General features: G+C 69.1%; 17 protein-coding genes. 6 read left to right on the top strand and 11 right to left on the bottom strand.

The window, feature by feature from the left end; translation table 11 throughout:
* Nucleotides 1-16: 16 nt before the first annotated feature.
* Nucleotides 17-931 (bottom strand): LysR family transcriptional regulator, encoded by a 915-nt coding sequence (locus MYSTI_RS10630; protein WP_233278232.1) that lies wholly within the window; start codon nt 929-931, stop codon nt 17-19.
* A gap of 110 nt (nt 932-1,041) precedes the next feature.
* On the opposite strand from MYSTI_RS10630, the gene MYSTI_RS10635 reads away from it, so the two are divergent.
* Nucleotides 1,042-1,962, top strand: coding sequence for a pyridoxal-phosphate dependent enzyme (locus MYSTI_RS10635; RefSeq protein WP_015347753.1), 921 nt, complete (start codon nt 1,042-1,044; stop codon nt 1,960-1,962).
* Between the two features lie 249 nt (nt 1,963-2,211).
* Here the strand turns inward: MYSTI_RS10635 and MYSTI_RS10640 are convergent, their stop codons facing one another.
* Nucleotides 2,212-3,675 carry an MFS transporter gene (locus tag MYSTI_RS10640; RefSeq protein ID WP_015347754.1) on the bottom strand — a complete coding sequence of 488 codons (1,464 nt, stop codon included), beginning with the start codon at nt 3,673-3,675 and terminating at the stop codon, nt 2,212-2,214.
* A 111-nt stretch (nt 3,676-3,786) separates the two neighbouring features.
* Between MYSTI_RS10640 and MYSTI_RS10645 the strand changes: the two genes are divergently transcribed.
* Nucleotides 3,787-4,389 (top strand): TetR/AcrR family transcriptional regulator, encoded by a 603-nt coding sequence (locus MYSTI_RS10645; protein WP_044279474.1) that lies wholly within the window; start codon nt 3,787-3,789, stop codon nt 4,387-4,389.
* Between the two features lies 1 nt (nt 4,390).
* On the opposite strand, the gene MYSTI_RS10650 is transcribed toward MYSTI_RS10645, so the two are convergent.
* Nucleotides 4,391-5,023 (bottom strand): CHRD domain-containing protein, encoded by a 633-nt coding sequence (locus MYSTI_RS10650; protein WP_015347756.1) that lies wholly within the window; start codon nt 5,021-5,023, stop codon nt 4,391-4,393.
* A gap of 102 nt (nt 5,024-5,125) precedes the next feature.
* Nucleotides 5,126-6,010 carry a LysR family transcriptional regulator gene (locus tag MYSTI_RS10655; protein WP_015347757.1) on the bottom strand — a complete coding sequence of 295 codons (885 nt, stop codon included), beginning with the start codon at nt 6,008-6,010 and terminating at the stop codon, nt 5,126-5,128.
* A 206-nt stretch (nt 6,011-6,216) separates the two neighbouring features.
* Here MYSTI_RS10655 and MYSTI_RS10660 point away from each other — a divergent pair, with 206 nt between their 5' ends.
* Nucleotides 6,217-6,735: a hypothetical protein gene (locus MYSTI_RS10660; protein ID WP_015347758.1), complete on the top strand. Its 519-nt coding sequence runs from the start codon at nt 6,217-6,219 to the stop codon at nt 6,733-6,735.
* A 103-nt stretch (nt 6,736-6,838) separates the two neighbouring features.
* On the opposite strand, the gene MYSTI_RS10665 is transcribed toward MYSTI_RS10660, so the two are convergent.
* Nucleotides 6,839-7,213 (bottom strand): hypothetical protein, encoded by a 375-nt coding sequence (locus MYSTI_RS10665; protein WP_015347759.1) that lies wholly within the window; start codon nt 7,211-7,213, stop codon nt 6,839-6,841.
* A 190-nt stretch (nt 7,214-7,403) separates the two neighbouring features.
* Here MYSTI_RS10665 and MYSTI_RS10670 point away from each other — a divergent pair, with 190 nt between their 5' ends.
* Together MYSTI_RS10670 and MYSTI_RS10675 are read left to right on the top strand one after the other, a co-directional pair.
* A complete protein-coding gene (locus MYSTI_RS10670) occupies nt 7,404-7,895 on the top strand; it encodes a YybH family protein (protein ID WP_015347760.1) in 492 nt (163 codons plus the stop codon).
* Between the two features lie 16 nt (nt 7,896-7,911).
* On the top strand, nt 7,912-9,039 hold the full coding sequence (locus tag MYSTI_RS10675; protein WP_015347761.1) for a serine hydrolase domain-containing protein: 1,128 nt from the start codon (nt 7,912-7,914) through the stop codon (nt 9,037-9,039).
* A gap of 7 nt (nt 9,040-9,046) precedes the next feature.
* On the opposite strand, the gene MYSTI_RS10680 is transcribed toward MYSTI_RS10675, so the two are convergent.
* From MYSTI_RS10680 to MYSTI_RS10695, 4 genes are all read right to left on the bottom strand, one after another.
* Nucleotides 9,047-9,586, bottom strand: a complete 540-nt coding sequence (locus tag MYSTI_RS10680) for a GFA family protein (RefSeq protein WP_015347762.1) — start codon at nt 9,584-9,586, stop codon at nt 9,047-9,049.
* Nucleotides 9,583-10,224, bottom strand: coding sequence for a TetR/AcrR family transcriptional regulator (locus MYSTI_RS10685; RefSeq protein WP_015347763.1), 642 nt, complete (start codon nt 10,222-10,224; stop codon nt 9,583-9,585). The genes MYSTI_RS10680 and MYSTI_RS10685 overlap by 4 nt, the downstream gene beginning before the upstream one ends.
* A gap of 79 nt (nt 10,225-10,303) precedes the next feature.
* Nucleotides 10,304-11,314, bottom strand: a complete 1,011-nt coding sequence (locus MYSTI_RS10690) for a GlxA family transcriptional regulator (protein WP_015347764.1) — start codon at nt 11,312-11,314, stop codon at nt 10,304-10,306.
* Nucleotides 11,315-11,396: 82 nt separating this feature from the next.
* The gene (locus MYSTI_RS10695; protein WP_015347765.1) at nt 11,397-13,817 is read right to left on the bottom strand and encodes an ABC transporter permease; all 2,421 of its coding nucleotides are present in this window, start codon (nt 13,815-13,817) and stop codon (nt 11,397-11,399) included.
* Between the two features lie 169 nt (nt 13,818-13,986).
* Between MYSTI_RS10695 and MYSTI_RS10700 the strand changes: the two genes are divergently transcribed.
* Nucleotides 13,987-14,343: a YciI family protein gene (locus MYSTI_RS10700; RefSeq protein ID WP_015347766.1), complete on the top strand. Its 357-nt coding sequence runs from the start codon at nt 13,987-13,989 to the stop codon at nt 14,341-14,343.
* Nucleotides 14,344-14,359: 16 nt separating this feature from the next.
* Here the strand turns inward: MYSTI_RS10700 and MYSTI_RS10705 are convergent, their stop codons facing one another.
* Together MYSTI_RS10705 and MYSTI_RS10710 are read right to left on the bottom strand one after the other, a co-directional pair.
* Entirely contained in the window at nt 14,360-14,938 is a 579-nt protein-coding gene (locus MYSTI_RS10705) for a DapH/DapD/GlmU-related protein (RefSeq protein ID WP_015347767.1), read from the bottom strand.
* An 89-nt stretch (nt 14,939-15,027) separates the two neighbouring features.
* On the bottom strand, nt 15,028-16,473 hold the full coding sequence (locus tag MYSTI_RS10710; RefSeq protein ID WP_015347768.1) for a condensation domain-containing protein: 1,446 nt from the start codon (nt 16,471-16,473) through the stop codon (nt 15,028-15,030).
* Nucleotides 16,474-16,775: the final 302 nt, after the last annotated feature.

The raw sequence follows: 16,775 nt of genomic DNA on the forward strand, positions 1-16,775 counted from the left end.
GGTCCCACGGCCCCGCTCAGGCGTTGACGGTCGCGCGCAGGGCCGTGAGGAACTGCCGGACGACGGGGGCGTCTGTCCTCCCGTCGTAGACGAACTCGACGTCGAAGCGGTCCGCGAGCTCGTCGAGCGCGACCAGTCGCACGGTGCGAGGGCAGGTGGGGGCCGTGCTCTCCGGGACGAAGGCGTAGCCCATCCCCGCCGCGACGAGTCCGATGAGCGTCGGAATGTCGCTGCCGACCTGGGCGATGTGTGGCGTGAAGCCGACTCGCCGGCACTGCTCGAGCAGGAACCGGTGATGCGCCGCGGACCGGAGCGGGTCGAACCAGATGAACGGCGCGTCCGCGAGCTCGGTCAGTCGACGCGGGGCGCGGAAGCGCTTGCCGGGCGAGGCCAGCATGGCGAGCACGAACCGGTCTCGCCGCAGCCGAACGCCCGACAGATGCGGCGCCACGTCCTGCCTCCACGCCATGATGCCGCCGTCGAGCTCTCCCCTCATGATGGCCGCCGCCTGGTCGGCCGAGAGCATGGGAGCGATGGACAACATGACGTCCGGGCAGGTCGTCCGGAACGCCTTGAGCAGGGTCGACACCACCGGCAGGGGGAAGTAGTTCGGCAGCACGCCGAGCCGCAGCTCCCCCAACTGGCCCTCCGCGCTGCGCAGCGCACGCTCGTGGCTGTCCTGGAGCTCCTGGAGGAGGCGGGTCGCGTCCCGCAGGAAGCTCGCCCCGGCCGCCGTGAGCGAGATGCCCGTCGAGCGGCGGACGAGGAGCGGGGTGCCGACTGCTTCCTCCAGCTCGCGAATCTGCCGGGACAGCGCGGGCTGCACGATGCCGATGGCTCGGGCACCGGCCACCATGCTGCCCGCCTCCGCGACCGCGACGAAGTAGCGCAGATGTCGAAGCTCGACCCGCCGCATGCTGGAGCTGTCCATTCCACCGATATACCTGGGAGGCATGGCCGGAGGCACTGGAGAGTATTGGGAAGCATGGGCCGCGAGCTCTAGGTTGGCCGGCGCCACTCGAACCGCCGGTGCCTCTCCGCATGCCACTCCACATCCAGACGCCCTACATCCGCTCGCGAGCCGCGTCCCTTCGGCTCGGCAAAGACGTCTTCTTGAAGCTCGATGCGTTGCAGCCGTCGGGCTCGTTCAAGCTCCGTGGGATAGGTGCGGTCTGCGAGGCGAGGCAGGCCGCGGGGGCCCGTCGCTTCGTGTCGTCCTCGAGCGGCAACGCGGGCATCGCGGTGGCCTACTCGGGCCGGGAGCTCGGCGTCCCCGTGCTCGTCGTGGTCCCCGAGAGCTCGTCCGCGCGCGCACGTGACCGGATTCGTTTCGAGGGCGCGGAGTTGGCGGTCCACGGCGCATCGTGGGCGGAGGCGAACGCGTACGCGCAATCCGTGATGGGCGCGAACGATGCGTTCGTTCACCCCTTCGACGACCCGGGCCTGTGGCCGGGCCACGCGACGATGGTCGACGAGATGGCGGCGACAGGACCGAAGCCCGATGCGGTCGTGGTGGCGGTCGGCGGTGGTGGGTTGCTGTGCGGCGTGCTCGAAGGGCTGGCTCGCAACGGTTGGGGCGATGTGCCCGTCGTGGCCACGGAGACCGAAGGGGCGGACTGCTATGCGCGCTCGCTCCAAGCGGGGCGGCCCATCGAGCTGCCCGCGATCACGAGCATCGCCACGTCGCTCGGTGCGAAGCGGCCGTCCAGCGCGGCCGTCGAGTGGGCGACGCGCCACTCCATCGAACCTGTCGTCGTGTCCGATGCGGCGGCGGTGGCGGCCTGCCTGCGGTTCCTCGATGAGCACCAGCTGCTCGTGGAGCCCTCGTGCGGGAGCGCGCTGGCCGCGCTCGAGACGGCATCGCCGGTGCTTGCCGCCGCCTCACGCATCGCCGTGATTGTCTGCGGCGGCGTCACGGCGACGGTGGAGGCCCTGCAGGACTTCCATCGCCGGGAGGGATGAGCCCGCCCCCTGGCAGGGGCCTCGGCGAGAGTCACTTCCTCGCGAAGGCCCCAGGACCTGCTCCCGCACGGTGAAGGGCTCGGTGCCGGCTTCTCCGCATCAGGGCCAGCAGTCGGCCGCGTTGCTGTCGCTGCACAGCCGTCACCGTCCCGGTCCTCGTACCAGGACAACCGCTGGAAGACGCCTGCGCGCGTGTCGTCGCAGTCATCCGGCGGGGGGCCAGATACGTCCCCTGCACCAGGACATGACTCACTCCGGCAATCGCCGAGGGAGCCAGCGCCAGGAGAGGATTCCGAGCAGGAGCATCATCGTCCCGCCGATGCCCGCGGCGACATGCAGGCCCGTGAGGAACGCCTGTCTGGCTTGGAGCGCGAGCTCCGGTGTCAGGCTGGCGTGCGCCAGGGTTTCATTCAGGGTCCCCGCGACGCCCGGGCCGTAGAGCCGGAAGCAGATGGCCGCGACCGAGCCGAGCAGCGAGATTCCCAGGGCGTTGCCCAGCTCATTGCTTGTCTCCGCGATGGCCCCCGCTGCCCCCGCGCGCTCGACGGGAACCGCGGACACAGCGATCTCGGCGACCAGGCTGAATGAGAGCCCATAGCCGAGGCCCGCGACCACACTCGAGGCGATGAAGACAGTCGCCCCCGCGTCGAGGCCCGTGAACAGGAGCAGGAGGACGCCTCCTCCAATCAAGAAGTGGGTCGCGACCAGCGCCGCCTTCCGGCCGATGCGCTCCACCAGCCGGCTGGTCCAGACGCACGCCGCGGTGAGGACGACGGCCCCGGGCAGGGTCAGCATCGCCGCGGTGAACACAGGTCGGTCGAGCACGGATTGCAGATAGCTGCCCATGAGGTAGCCCGTGGCGGACCAGACGACGAGCGACAGCAGCCCGGTGAGGATGGCGATGGAGAAGACCGGGTCTCGGAAGAGGCCCAGGTCCAGCAGCGGGTGCTCGAGCCGTGTCTGCCTCATCACGAACAGGACCAGCGCGGTGAGGCCCACTCCGCCCACCCCCAACTGGCTGCCACCCAGTCCATACGCGGCGGCTGTCTTCACCGACCAGGTGAAGAGGAGGATGCCCACGAAGGACAGGAGCAGGCTCGGCACGTCGATGCGGCCGTGGTTCGTCGAGCGCGCGTCCCGGAGGAAGACAGGCGCCGCCAGCAGGAAGGCGAGGACCACGGGCACGTTGATGAGGAACACCACGCCCCAGTCGAAGGACTGGAGCAACATCCCGCCCAGCACCGGTCCGATGGCGAACCCCGCGGCGAACGTGGCGGCGAAGATGCTGATGGCCTGTGCCCGCTCGCGCGCGTCGGGGAACATCGCGCTGATGATGGCGAGCCCCGAAGGCAGCAGCGTGGCGCCACCCAAGCCCATCAGCGCCCGGCTGGCGATGAGCACCTCGGGCGTGGAGGAGAAGGCCGCGCCCAGGGAGCCGAGGCCGAAGATGCTCGCGCCCACCCGGATGAGCAGCAGCCGCCCGTAGCGGTCACCGATGTTGCCGAAGGTGACCAGCAGCGAGCCGACGACGAAGCCATAGATGTCGAGAATCCAGAGCGACTGGTCCGCGCTCGGCGTGAGCGCGGAGGTGATGCGCGGCATGGCGAGGTAGAGCACCGAGCCATCCATCGCGACGAGGAGCACGAGGCTCAGGACGGTGAACAGGCCAAACCACGGCCGGAGGCGTGACGGTTCGACGACAGCGGTTGTCATGGGCGGAGGTCCCTGGGCGCAAGTCCGCCTTCCCGCCTGGGTCGCCCCCGCGGATTGAAGTCCGGCTCGCGCTGCTATATACTAAAGGTAAGTTACTTTTGGTATATAGCAATGTCAACCCAACCTCCATCTCCCCGTCGCCTGCGCCTCACCCGAGAGGAGCGGCTGGTGCAGCTGCTCGATGTGTCGTGGAGAATCATCCGCGACGAAGGCACGGACGCGCTGACGCTCGGGCGGCTCGCGGAGCAGGCCGGTGTGACGAAGCCGGTGGTGTATGACCACTTCGGAACGCGGAACGGGCTGCTGGTCGCGCTCTACGAAGACTTTGATCGCCGGCAGACGGCCATCATGGACGCGGCGCTGGCCGAGCGAGGGCCGACGCTGGCGAAGACGGCGGGGGTGATTGCCTCGGCCTATGTGGACTGCGTGCTCACGCAGGGGCGGGAGATTCCCGACGTGCTCGCGGCCCTGGCGGGCGCCCCCGAGTTGGAGGCGACCAAGCGCGCGTACCAGGCCGCGTTCATGGAGAAGTGCAGGGTCGTGCTCTCGCCCCTGTCGAAGGGGGCGCCTGTCGGCGTCGCCAGCCTCTGGGCCCTGCTCGGTGCGGCCGAGGCGCTGTCGAAGGCCGCCGCGACGGGAGACGTTCCCGCCGAGGACGCGAAGGAGGAGCTCGCCCGCACGATTGTCGCCATCTTCAGCCGCAAGGCCCCGTGACTCAGGGCTGGGCGGCGTAGAGCTGCCCGCGCATCTCGCCGTAGTAGGTGTGCGCCTTGGTGTGGAGGTTGAAGTAGAGCACGCCCTTGCGCGCGAGCGACTCCAGGCTGGCCAGCGTCCGTGTCTGGGCCAGGAAGCCCAGCTCGGCGGGGCAGCTCTCCGGGAGCCCGGACTTCATGCCCTTCATGTCCTTGACGAAGGTGATGTTCGCGTTGGTCAGCTCCATCGACCAGCGCCCGTTGGCGAGCGTCTTGGACAGGTTGCCCAGCTCGCCGAAGTCCACCACCACGGGGCCCAGGACACCCGGCGGGCCGCAGTGGATGTGGAACATGAGGATGTCGTCGGGGTTGACGCCCGTCATCTCGACGTCGACGTAGGCGCGGGTCAGGTCCTTGGAGAAGCGCAGGACGCCGTGGCCTCGGGACTTGCGCTGCTCTCGCGGCGTGGAGGGGGCGGTGGCGCCCAGGCTCTTCTGGAGGAGCTTGGGGGTCTCGGACTCCTCGCCGGGCTCTTGTGCGGGGCTGAGGAAGGCCTCGTAGACGGTGAAGGTCGTCGCGCCGAGCGCGGGGTCCTTGGCATGGGAGGACAGCGCGCCGAGGGCGCAGGCGAGGGTCAGGGGCAGGGCGAGGCGCATGGCGGACTCCGGCTCGTGGGGACTGCCTCATGGCGTAGCGTGGACGCCCGGCGCCGGGGATGGCCAAAGGTGGCCACCCGATGACCGCCTCCTGCGCATGACTCACAGCGGCGCGATGGCCTGCTGGATGTGGGCGAGGACCTGCCTGATTTTCGGAAGCTCGCTGAGGGCCTCGGGGACGCTCAGGCGCAGGGGGAGCTCGCGCCCCACGAGGTCCGGGAGCACGGGGACCAGCGCCCCCTCGGCCTCGCCCGGGTCCGCGAGGTCCACGCTGGGAATCAGCCCGATGCCTTGCCCCGCGAGGCAGCACACGCGGATGAGGTGGATGTCGGTGGAGATGAGGGTGGGCTCCACCTGGAACGCGGGACCCTCGAGCTGGGGCCACAGGCACGCGTCACTTCCAGGTCCTTGCCAGGAGAAGAGCTCGTGCTTCCGCAGGGACTCCACGGCCTCGGGCACGCCGTGCTGGCGGAGGTAGTCCGCGCTGGCCCAGAGGCGCTCGTGGACTCGGAGCACCACCTGGGACATCCAGGGGCCTCGGGGAAGGTCCTTCCCGAAGTGCACCGCGAGGTCCACGTTCTCGAGCGGCTCCGCGAGCGGGTTGTCGCTGAAGGATGCGTGGACGCGCAGGAGCGGGTAGGTGCTCCGCAGCAGGCCGAACAGGGGGGAGAGGAGATGCGGCGGCAGGCCCACGGGGAGGACGACGCGCAGCAGTCCCGCGGGGGCCTGGCCGACCTCGCGCAGTGAGGCCACCAGGGCTCGGGTCTCCTGCATCATCAGCCGGCCGCGACGGGCGAGGACCTCGCCTGCCTCCGTCAACACCACGCCGGTGCGAGTGCTCTTGAGCAGGGGAACGCCCGCGCGAGCCTCCAGCGCTTCCACGCGGCGGCGCAGCGTCGTCCGAGAGACCGCGAGGCTGTCCGCCGCGGCCAGGAACGAGCCTGTCTCCGCGACGCCGACAAAGGCACGCAGTTCTTCCAGGTCCATGCGTTCGACGCGCCGGAGCGAACCGCCCAGGCCCGCGCCGCCGCTCCTCCCTTGGCGCGAGCATCCCCAGGGGGCCCGGGGACTTGCAAGCTGGCCCCCTCATGACTCAGGCCGCAAGGCTGCTTCGCATTCCAGGGCATGCTGGAGTCTGCCCTGGGAAGAGTCGCCAGGAACGAAGGTGCCTGGCCTCGGAAAGGACCTGGAGGATGTCGACCGACTTCAAACTCCGGCTGGCGGAGACGATTGCGTGGTGTGGGCCGAGGGTCGTGGCCAGTCAGGCGGGTGTGACGACCCGGACGGAAGCGCTGCGGCCTCCGCTCTGCCGGCATGATGGCGACACGCAGCTCGAGTTGTTGCTCGAGCCTCCAGGTGCCGGCAAGGAGGCCGTGGAGTTCATCGTGGGGCGTCGTCGCGAGCAGCTGCTTCGGGCGAACCCAGGGGGGCACTCGTACTCAGGGCTCGCGGGCGGTCGCGTCTATGCGACCGATTTCAATACAGACATCTGTGGCGCCGCCACCGCACCTTCAAACGGCTTCCTCGATGACCATGACATCCCGGGGTGGGACACGTGGTTCGCGCACGAGCAGACCGGGCCCTACGGAGGAATCGTCTACGGATGGGTTCCGCCCGTCCTGCTCGAGCTGGCGGATGAGGGGTTCTACGTCATCCCCGTTCAGTGCATTGGGTGGGTGAATGACGCCGACCTGCGGCGGCTCCTGGGCTGAGCCTGAAGGGTGCGCTGTCCGCGGCGCCCTCCTGGAGGAGCTTGTTGCGCGCCCACCTCCACGCTCCCCGGCGTCGTGATTCGCCGGAGGAGCGCGGACGCGGTCAGTTGCCGCGGTAGGTGGTGTCGAGGATGCCGATGCCCGCGCCCTCGACGTACAGGGTGACGCGCGTGCCTTGGGTGGCGGCCTGGGTGGCGCGCTCGAACAGGCTCAGGCGCTCGGCTTCACTGTACTGGTAGCCCACGGACGAGGCGCCCGAGCCCAGGTAGAAGTAATTGCCGACGAAGCTCCCCGTGCAGTTCGCCGCCGTGTTCACCTGCACGATGACGTAGCCCTGGCCATAGGTGGCATTCGGCTGCCGGGTGTACGTCGCCGCGCAGACGTAGCCATTCACGGTGATGGGCGGTCCCGCGAGGGCCGTGCTGGCATACCCGACCGACATCATCACCGCCGAAACAACGATGGACGCTCGCTTCATGGTGTTGTCCCCCTGCTGCTGCGATTGAGGTCGAGCCCTCTGCTCCCCGCGCGGGGCTCCGGAAAGCCGCTGGGACTTTCCGCATGAAATAACGCGCGAAACGGTATTCCTTCTTCTGGAATATCCACGAGCAACGCGGGTTCCCGGGCCCACCGAGAACACACCCCTGCGTCCGGCATCGGAGTCCCGCATGAAGTCGTTCCTGCTGTTGCTCGCATGCCTCGTGGCTGCACCTTCCCTTGCACAGCAGCGCCCCCCGGATACCTCCGCCGCGAAACAACAACTCCAGGCCGTGGTGGAGGACTTCCGTGAGGCCATCCTCCAGAAGGACACCCAGAAGTTCCTCGGCTTGTTCCTGCGCGAGGACGTCATCTGGCAGTCCGTCCAGGGCGAGGAGCGCCTCAAGAAGGTCCGCGAGAAGAACCCCCAGGCGAACAAGCTCACCTCCGGCCCGAAGCAGAACCCCAGGGCCTTCATCGAGGACATCGCGGCGAAGCCCCAGCGCATCGAGGAGAAGTTCATCAACGTCCGCATCGACACGGACGGGAACATCGCCTCGGTCTCCTTCGAGTTCACCTTCCACGCGGATGAGCGCGTCATCAATCGTGGTCAGGAGAGCTGGCACCTCGTGAACACGGGCACTGGCTGGAAGATTGTCTCGGTCATCTGGTCCAACAACTGACGCCACGAGCTCCGTCATGTCCTTTCATTCATCGCTCCTGGGATGGGTCGCCGTCGTCTGTCTGGGCCTCGGTCTCGACGCACGGGCCGCATCCCAAGACTCCGTCGCCGCGAAGCTCGATGCCCACCTGCGCTCCATTGTCGACAAGGAAGGCTTTCGCGGCGCCGTGCTCGTGGCCAAGGACGGCAAGGTCCTTCACTCCGCCGCCTATGGCCTGGCCGACGAGGACGGCAAGCGGCCCAACACGCCCTCCTCGCAGTTCCTCATCGGCTCGCTGACGAAGTCCTTCACCGCCGTGACGGTGATGCAGTTGGTGGAGGACGGCACGCTGGACCTGAACGTCCCGCTGTCCCGCTACCTCCCCAAGCTCCGCGCGGACCTCGGCAAGCGCCTCACGCTCCACCTGTTGCTCAAGCAGCGCTCCGGACTGCCTGACCATCTGGACGCGTTGATCGAACACGAGTCGGAGAAGGACGTCTCCTCGGGGGAGATCCTGCGGCTCATCAACAAGTCACAGCTCTCCTTCAAGCCAGGCGCGAAGTTCGAGTACTCCAACCTGAACTACCACCTCGCGGCGCTCGTCCTCGAGGCCGTCACGGGCAAGACCTTCGCGCAGGTGCTCCAGGAGAAGACCTTCACCCCGCTGTCGATGGCGGGCTCGGGCGTCGAGCGCGGCACGAACGTTCCGCCCCGTCGCTCCTTCGGCTACGCGAAGGGCCTGCTGGGGGTGTCGCGCGACGAGAACAACGTCTCCTATGCCCTCGGGTCCGGGGACATCTACTCGACCGTGGAGGACCTGTACGCCTGGGACCAGGCGCTCTTCGGCTCGGGGCTGGTCTCGGCGGAGAGCCAGAAGCGCCTCTTCGAGGGAGGAAGCCGCGAAGAGGGCTACTACGGCTACGGCTTCCGGATTCAGCCCTATCTTCGTGGACCGGGCGTCAAGGAGCGGGGTGTCCTGGTGCGACACGGCGGCACCATGGATGGCTTCATGTCCAACCTGCACCACTACAGGGAAGACCGGGTGACCGTGATTGTCCTTGGCAACGTGAGGCCGTTCCCCATCCGGGAGCTGACCTTCGAGCTCAAGGAGATTGCCCTCGGGCTGGCGCCCACCGCGCGCTCACGCAAGGAGGTGGATGAGTAGCCACCCGTCAGGCGTGGACCTCTCCGTGGACGAAGGTGAGCCTCGGTGCGCGGAACCCCATCATGATCCACGCGCCCAGCAGCCTGGCGAAGAACGCGGCCTGGTGCCGCTTGCCGCTCGGGACACCTGCCGGAAGCACCACGCCGGCGGGGAGGTCGCTCGTCATGGTCCGGAGGTCCAGAGGAGGCAGCGCTCCCTCGGGCCAGAGTCCGGCATAGAGACTGAGCCAGTGGCCGCCCTTGAACTCCAGGCACACGGGGGTGTTGCAGCACGTGGCGACGATTCTCCGGGTCGTGGACTCGGGCGTGAGGCGGAACTCCTTGAGGAGCTCCGTGCCCTCCAGGAAGCGGACGCGGTCCTTGCGATACAGCACGAAGTGCGTCCCGCCATGGGCACCCAGGACCGACCGGGCCGACGGGAGCGTCGCCATCCTTGCGCCCGCCGCGCGGCAGCTGTTGCAATAACACTCGCTGTTGACGATGGGCTTTCCTTCCACCTCGAGGCGGACCTGGCCGCAGGCGCAGCGGAGCTGAGGGTGCTGGGTCATGACTGTGCTTTCTCCTGGAGGGGGCCACCGAAGAGGAGGCGGATGTAGCGGTCCAGGTGGTCCATGCTCTCTCTCGCCAGCGCGGGAGAGTTCCCCGCCTTGGCGAGCACGAAGGCGCCTTGAATCACTGTCTGGGTATGGCGTGCGAGGCTCTCGGCCGTCCATCCGCCGGAGATGCGCCGGGCCTTCATTGCGGCGCGGAGGTCCGCCTCGAGCGTCGCGGCATGGCCGAAGATGCTCGCGGCGCAGGCGTCGCGGATGGCCGGTGACGTCGCGTAGACCTCCTGCACCATCGTCCCCACCAGGCAGGTGAACTCCGCCAGCTCCCCGGTGATGATGGACTTGCGGAAGGCCACGTAGGCGAGGACGCGCTCCAGCGCATCCTCGGAGGCGTGGTAGGGCGCGCCCGCGAAGAAGGCGGTCGTCGTCTCCGCCCAGTACTCCGCGGCGGCGACCCCCAGGTCGTCCTTGCTCTTGAAGTGATGGAAGAAGGAGCCCTTCGTCACCGCGGCGACCTGGCAGAGTTCGTCGACAGAGGTCGCGGCGAAGCCCTTCAGGCGAATCGTGTCGAGAGCGGCCTTGAGCAGGCGCGTCCTGGCATCGCCTCGTTCGGGCTCTCGTTTCGGCGGGCGGGGCATGACTTCGATACATACCGTACGGTTGGTATGTATGCAAGGAGGCGCCCACCCACGGGTGGCGCAGGGGCTCTGAAGGCACTCAGCGAGCCATGCGTCTCGGGGCGCGGCGGGGGGCTCGCGGCTGCTCCTCGTGTGCGCCGAAGCCCCTCCGGTACGTGCTGGGGGCCACACCGAAGCGGCGCTCGAAGGCCCTGCGGAAGACGTCCGCGCTCTGGAACCCCACGGCGAGCGCCACCTGCTCGATGCCGCTGTCGCCCTCGCCGAGCCTGCGACGCGCCTCCTCCATCCGGAGCTGTTCCACATACGCGGCCGGTGTCTGCCCGAACGCGGTCCGGAACTGTCGCGCGAAGTGCCGAGGGCTGAGGCACGCGCGCTGAGCCAGCGCCTCGACGGAGAGGTCTCCCGCGAGGTTGACCAGCATCCAACTGGTCAGGTCTCCCAGGCGCCCACCGCTCTCCTCCTGGAAGCGGAGGGGCTCGGAGTACTGGGCCTGTCCTCCCGGGCGCTTGAGGTACATCACCATCTCGCGCGCGACCGTGAGCGCCGCACGCGGGCCGTGGTCCTCTTCGATGAGCGCGAGCGCCAGGTCGATGCCCGCTGTGATTCCCGCGGACGTGTAGAAGGTGCCGTCCTGGATGAACAGCGCATCCGGCTCGAGGCGGACTTTCGGAAACCGCGCCGCGACGTCCTGCGCGAACTGCCAGTGAGTGGTCGCGCGCCGGCCATCGAGGAGCCCCGACGCCGCGAGGGCATAGATGCCCGTGCACACCGAGACGACACGCCGCACCGTGTGCGCATGGGACTGGAGCCAGCGGACCACCTGGGCGTTCGCAGCCGGCCTTCGCAGGCCCGCGCCTCCGGAGATGAGCAGCGTGTCCAACCCCCGGGCGTCCTCCAGTCGAAGGTGGGGCTTGAAGACGAGCCCCGACTCGGAGCGGAACTCACCCGAGTGCAGCCCCACCATCAGCACCTCGTAGCGGCGCTGCCCACCTGTCTGGACCTTCGCGAACGCCTCCATGGGGCCGACGAGGTCCAGCGCCTCCACGCCCTCGTACCCGAGAAAGCCCACCCGCCGAATCGCCGCGCCCATGCGTACCTCTCGGCGCCGCATCGTAGCCCTGCCTCCGGCCCGTGTGCTTCTTTCGTGGGCACGGCGCCCTCCTCGCGGGCGCTCAGGTGCTCCGCAGCGCGATGGCCGGGTCCACCCGAGAGGCTCGCAGCGCGGGTATCAGGCACGCCACCGCGCCCGTGCCGCCGAGCAGCAGCACCACCCCCACGAGGGTCACCGGGTCCGCGGGCTCCACGCCGAACAGCCACCCCTTCATCAGCGTCGACAGCCCGAACGCCCCCACCGTCCCCATCGCGAGCCCGGCGAGCACCAGGACCATGCCCTCGCGCAGCACCAGCGCGAGCACACTCGAAGGCTCGGCGCCGAGCGCCAGCCGGATGCCCAGCTCCCGCACCCGCTGGCTCACGGAGAAGGCCACCACGCCCGACAGGCCCGTGCACGTCAGCACCAGCGCGAGCACCGCGACGAAGCCGAGCAGGAGCGTCACCAGCCGAGGCGCGGCGAGTGACTCCTGGCGCAGGCTCGACAGGGGCCGCACGTCCGTGACGGGCTGCTCGGAGTCCAGCTCATGCACCCGCTCTCGCACGTGGGACGCGAGCGCCATCGGGACGCCCTCGGTGCGCACGAGCATCCGGACGTCGCGGAGGGGCTGCAACGCGAAGGGGAGATACACCTCGCGCGGTGGCTCCTCTCCGAGCCCGCGCTCGCGCACGTCCCCCACCACGCCCACCACCGTCGCCCAGCTCTTCCCATCATCGAACGAGATGCGCCGCCCCACGGGCTCCTCGCGAGCGAGGTACGCACGCACGAAGGCCTGGTTCACCACCACCACGGGCGCCGTCCCCGGACCGTCCCCGGGCTCGAAGAGACGGCCCTTCACCAGGGGCACGCCGAGCGCACGGAAGTAGCCCACCGTCGCGCTGCGCAGGTCCGTCTTGGGGCGCACCTGGCCGGGGAGGACCTCCTGGCCTTCGACCTTGAGCGTGCTCGTCCACGGACTCTTGCCCCCGAGGGGCAGGTCATTGGCGAGCCCGACCGCGGACACCCCCGGCAGTCCCTCCAGCCGAGGCACCAGCTGCTCGGCGAATGCACGGACCTTCTCGTCCTCGCGATACCGGTCCCACCCGAGGTCCACGCGCGCGGTGAGCACGTTCTCCGGGTCGAACCCCGGGTCCACGCGGTGGAGCCGCGCCATGCTGCGCAACATCAGCCCCGCGCCCACCAGCAGCACACACGAGAGCGCCACCTGCGCGACGATGAAGAAGCCCCGCAGCCGCGGACTCACCCGTGCCGCTCCCTGCCCGCGCCCCGAGCCGAACACCGTGCGCGACGGAAGCGCGGGCAGCAGCGAGAGCACCAGCCCCGTGCCGAGCGACAGGCCCAGGTTGATGAGGAGCATGGGGACTCCCACGCTCACCTCCACCGCGCGCGACGTGTAGCGGGCCACGAAGGAGACGAGCAGCCCCATCCCCAGGGCCGCGACCCCGAGCCCCAGCAGCCCTCCCAGCATCGAGAGCAGCAGGTGCTCCGTCAGCAACTGCCTCACCAGTCGCCCGCGCCCCGCGCCCACCGCGGCCCGGACCGCGAGCTCGTGCTCACGACGCGCCAGCCGCGCCAGGGTGAGGTTGGCGACGTTGGCGCACACGACGAGCAACAGGAAGACGGCCGTGGCGAACAGGAGCAGCAGCGTCGGGCGGGCCCGCGCCACGAGCCTGTCCTGGAGGCGCGACGCGGTGGCGGAGAACCCCTCGGTGGCGGGGTAGTCCTGGGGGTGGGCCTGATGGAGGCTGGAGGCCACCAGCGCCAGTTCGGCGCGGGCCTCCTCCATCGACACGCCGGGAGCAAGCCGGCCGAGGACGGTGAGCCCTCGGCTGGTGCGGGTGTGCGTCCAGTCCTCCGCCGAGCGGAACGGACAGGCGGAGACGGGCATGTAGACGTCGTTCTCCGCCGGATACTGAGGCACGGGGGGCAGCACGCCGATGACGGTGTGCGTGCGCCCGTTCATCGTGAAGGTCTTCCCGACGATGTCGGGGTCCGCGCCATACGCGCCCCGCCAGTACGCATGGCTGAGAATCAACACCGGCGCGGCGCCGGGCTTCTCCTCCTCGGGGAGGAACGTGCGTCCGAGCAGCGGGCGGACCCCCAGCGTGTCGAAGAAGCCGGAGGACACCACGGCCGTCTGGACGCGCCGCGGCTCGCCATGCCCCACGATGTTGAAGGGCATGGAGTGGTACTCGACCAGCCCCTGGATGCGCGTGAGCCGCGCCCGGTAGTCCTCGAGCTCGGGCGGAGAGAAGCCCGCGTTCTCCAGCTCCACCCGCGCCACGGGCTGCTCCAGATGTATCAGCCGCTCACCGTCCGCATAGGGAAGCGGCCGCAGCAACACCCCATGGATGACGCTGAAGATGGCGGTGTTCGCGCCGATGCCGAGCGCCAGCGTCAACAGGATGGCCACCGTGAAGCCCGGGCTGCGGACGAGGATGCGCGCGCCGTAGCGGAGGTCCTGCCAGAGAGTCTCGACCATCACCTTCCTCCAAGGAGGACAGGGATAGGTGGGGGCTCGGAGCACGACAAGGACGTTGTCCCGACGATTCCGGCCACGGTGCTTCACTCTGCGGCCGAGCGGCAGGAAACGCTTCTGCTCGAACGACGGATGAGGGACGCTCCCGCGTCACCCGCGAACGGAGCACGTGATGGCGTACATGCTGTTGGTCATGGAGGATGGGAAGCGGAAGCGGAGCCGGACGCCGGAGGAAGGGCGTCGTGAGATGGAGCGGATGGGGGGCTTCGTGGAGGACCTCAAGGCCCGTGGAATCTGGAAGGGGAGCGACTCGCTCCGGTCCATCACCGAAGGAGTGCGAGTCCAGGTCCGAGGCGGCCAGAGCACCTTCGTCGATGGCCCGTTCGCCGAGTCCAAGGAGATTGTCGGCGGCTACGTGGCCTTCGACTGCGCGACCCGGGAAGAGGCGCTCGCGATTGCACGCCAGTGTCCCGCGGCCGAGTGGTCGACGGTCGAGCTGCGTGAAATCGGCGTCTGCTACGAGGACTGACGCGGGTCCTCGTGCCTCACCACTGGCGGAGCACGGCGGCCTTGGGCCCCGCCACCAGGCTTGCCGCCGGCACGTCGTCGGCGACGACCGCTCCGGCCGCGATGACCGCGTCGCGGCCGATGCGGACTCCCGGGAGGAGGGTCGCACCCGCGCCAATCCACACGTTCTCCTCCACCTCGATGGGGGCGCCCGTGAGGTACAGGCGCCGCTCGCCCGGGTCGACGGGGTGGCTCATCGTGATGAACGTGGCCTTCGGGCCCACCATCACCCCCGCGCCCAGCCGGATGCCGGCGTAGTCGAGGAACGTGCAGCCCTGATTGATGAACACCCGCTCGGCGAGCTCCAGCCGGAGGCCGTGGTCCGTGTAGAAGGGGGGATAGATTGTCACCCGCTTCGGGAGGGGCTGGCCGAAGAGCTGCTCGAACAGCGCCGCCTTCCCCGCCTCATCCTCGAAGGGCAGGACGTTGAGGCGCGACGTCAGCTCGGTGGCGCGCAGCACCCGCTGGCTCATGGCCCGGAACTCGGCGCTGAACTCCCGCTCTCCGCGCGCGAGGGACTCCGGGTCGTGGATGCGCATGAGCGGCTTCAGGGGCATCCGCGGAGCCTGACGCCGCCCTTCATCCACGTCCAGCGAGGAAACAGCCCGCCAGGTGCCGTCTCCTCGCCGGGCGTTGGTGCCCGTCGCTAGAGGGGCGCCGCCCGCTGGCCGTTCTCCTGGGGGGCCGTGCCCGTGCGAGCCGCGCCCAGGATGAGGCCATCGAGGATGGAGGAGATGGCGGCGCGATACCGCGTCATGGCGTCCACGCTCTGGGGCACGTCGCAGAAGATGGAGTGCAGGAAGAGCCCCTCCGAGTTGCGGAGGAACCACATGTTGCCCGTGTTGGAGTGCGAGGACTCCGGGATGGTCTTCGGCTGCCACGTGTCGAACTGGGCGGCGCCGGGCATCTTCCGGTAGTCGAGGAACGAGAAGAAGTTGACCGGGTACGGCCAGCTGCGCAGGTGGAAGTGCTGCGGCGCCAGCAGCTCCCAGACCTTCACGAAGGGCACGTCGACGTTGCGGATGAGCTCCTTGAAGCCCGACTGCACGCCCTCGACGACCTCGGGGAACCCCATGTGGTCGGCGATGGGGAAGGTGATGGCCAGCGTGTTGACGAACCATCCGAAGGACTGCCGCCACCGAGGGTCCTGCCGCTCGCTGATGGGAAGGAACCCGCGATACGTCTGGCTGCCGGAGATGTCTCGGAGCGCCATGCCGACGACCGCGAGCAGGCCCAGGAACAGCTTGGTGCCGCGCTCCCGGCAGATGCGCTCGAAGGTGAGGGCCGCCGTGTCGTCGAGCAGCCGCACGGTGTGGTTCAGCGCGGGATACATCCGGCCGGATTCGATGCCCAGGTCGAGCGGGACGCGCGGGAACAGGTCGCCCGCGCCCGCGATGAAGTTCCGCCAGTACTCCAGGTCGGGACTCGTCGCGGTGAGCAAGGAATACCGGCGGCGCTGCTCGTCGCCGAAGTCGAGATAGCTTCCGGCCACCTCGAGCACCGGCCGCTGGCCCGCCGCGAGGGCGGCGTAGTCCCGCTCCACCTCCTCGACGGCAATCACCAGCGAGAGCCCGTCACACAGGATGTGGTCGAACCCCATGTAGACCGTGGCCTGGGTCTCCTCGGCCACCACGCCCAGCACGAACAGGGGCCAGGACAGCGTGTCGATGTCCCGGTTGAACGTCGTCCGCACGTGCGCGGTGACGGCCTCGCTCGTCGCGAGCGGGCCCACGTCGGTGTGCACGAGGCGGACCTCCGTCGGCGTCATCACGTCGCAGCGCAGGTCCCCGGCGATGAGCTGCTCGAACCCACAGCGCAGCACCTCGTGCCGCTTGACGAACAGGAGGAGCGCGGCCTCCAGGGCCTCCAGGTCGAGCGGACCGGGAATCCTGAAGGACAGGCCAATCCAATAGTTCTCGGCGGCATGCTCCTGCCGCGCCATCACCGCCGCCGAGAAGTGCTTCTCCTGGTTGTAGGACGCGGGCTTGTCGCTGAGGGGCGCGACAGCGAGGGTGTTCCTCGGCGGGCCGAGTCGCCATTCGTGAACATGTCCGGCGTTGAATCCCGCATGGGTGAGGGGGACCTGGTGCATGAATCGAATCCTCTTTGGGGTGGTCGTTGCGCGTGTTCGGCGAGCCGGGAGCGGGACCTGGCGTGTCCCTCTCCCAGTTCGCTTGCCTCTGGCTCAGGGGCGACAGACCCGGACTGGCGTCTACGGAACACCGAGGAGCGGTGCATCCCCGGCAGGCGATGACCGTGCCTCGGGAGCGACACGCTGATGGTGGGAGTGGTCGAGGGAGAACAGGGGCTCTGTCATCTCTCGTGGCGCCGGCCCGGCCCCGTGAAGCGATGGCATGGGTACAAGCTTGGGAACCATGCCGCAGAAGCTGTGGT

It is taken from the genome of Myxococcus stipitatus DSM 14675 (genome assembly GCF_000331735.1).
Taxonomy (GTDB): Bacteria; Myxococcota; Myxococcia; order Myxococcales; family Myxococcaceae; genus Myxococcus; species Myxococcus stipitatus.

What these genes read in the sequence shown, in the direction of transcription:
- MYSTI_RS10630 (WP_233278232.1), bottom strand. Translation starts at nt 931, where the DNA reads ATGGACAGCTCCAGCATGCGGCGGGTCGAGCTTCGACATCTGCGCTAC.
- MYSTI_RS10635 (WP_015347753.1), top strand. Translation starts at nt 1,042, where the DNA reads ATGCCACTCCACATCCAGACGCCCTACATCCGCTCGCGAGCCGCGTCC.
- MYSTI_RS10640 (WP_015347754.1), bottom strand. Translation starts at nt 3,675, where the DNA reads ATGACAACCGCTGTCGTCGAACCGTCACGCCTCCGGCCGTGGTTTGGC.
- MYSTI_RS10645 (WP_044279474.1), top strand. Translation starts at nt 3,787, where the DNA reads ATGTCAACCCAACCTCCATCTCCCCGTCGCCTGCGCCTCACCCGAGAG.
- MYSTI_RS10650 (WP_015347756.1), bottom strand. Translation starts at nt 5,023, where the DNA reads ATGCGCCTCGCCCTGCCCCTGACCCTCGCCTGCGCCCTCGGCGCGCTG.
- MYSTI_RS10655 (WP_015347757.1), bottom strand. Translation starts at nt 6,010, where the DNA reads ATGGACCTGGAAGAACTGCGTGCCTTTGTCGGCGTCGCGGAGACAGGC.
- MYSTI_RS10660 (WP_015347758.1), top strand. Translation starts at nt 6,217, where the DNA reads ATGTCGACCGACTTCAAACTCCGGCTGGCGGAGACGATTGCGTGGTGT.
- MYSTI_RS10665 (WP_015347759.1), bottom strand. Translation starts at nt 7,213, where the DNA reads ATGAAGCGAGCGTCCATCGTTGTTTCGGCGGTGATGATGTCGGTCGGG.
- MYSTI_RS10670 (WP_015347760.1), top strand. Translation starts at nt 7,404, where the DNA reads ATGAAGTCGTTCCTGCTGTTGCTCGCATGCCTCGTGGCTGCACCTTCC.
- MYSTI_RS10675 (WP_015347761.1), top strand. Translation starts at nt 7,912, where the DNA reads ATGTCCTTTCATTCATCGCTCCTGGGATGGGTCGCCGTCGTCTGTCTG.
- MYSTI_RS10680 (WP_015347762.1), bottom strand. Translation starts at nt 9,586, where the DNA reads ATGACCCAGCACCCTCAGCTCCGCTGCGCCTGCGGCCAGGTCCGCCTC.
- MYSTI_RS10685 (WP_015347763.1), bottom strand. Translation starts at nt 10,224, where the DNA reads ATGCCCCGCCCGCCGAAACGAGAGCCCGAACGAGGCGATGCCAGGACG.
- MYSTI_RS10690 (WP_015347764.1), bottom strand. Translation starts at nt 11,314, where the DNA reads ATGGGCGCGGCGATTCGGCGGGTGGGCTTTCTCGGGTACGAGGGCGTG.
- MYSTI_RS10695 (WP_015347765.1), bottom strand. Translation starts at nt 13,817, where the DNA reads ATGGTCGAGACTCTCTGGCAGGACCTCCGCTACGGCGCGCGCATCCTC.
- MYSTI_RS10700 (WP_015347766.1), top strand. Translation starts at nt 13,987, where the DNA reads ATGGCGTACATGCTGTTGGTCATGGAGGATGGGAAGCGGAAGCGGAGC.
- MYSTI_RS10705 (WP_015347767.1), bottom strand. Translation starts at nt 14,938, where the DNA reads ATGCCCCTGAAGCCGCTCATGCGCATCCACGACCCGGAGTCCCTCGCG.
- MYSTI_RS10710 (WP_015347768.1), bottom strand. Translation starts at nt 16,473, where the DNA reads ATGCACCAGGTCCCCCTCACCCATGCGGGATTCAACGCCGGACATGTT.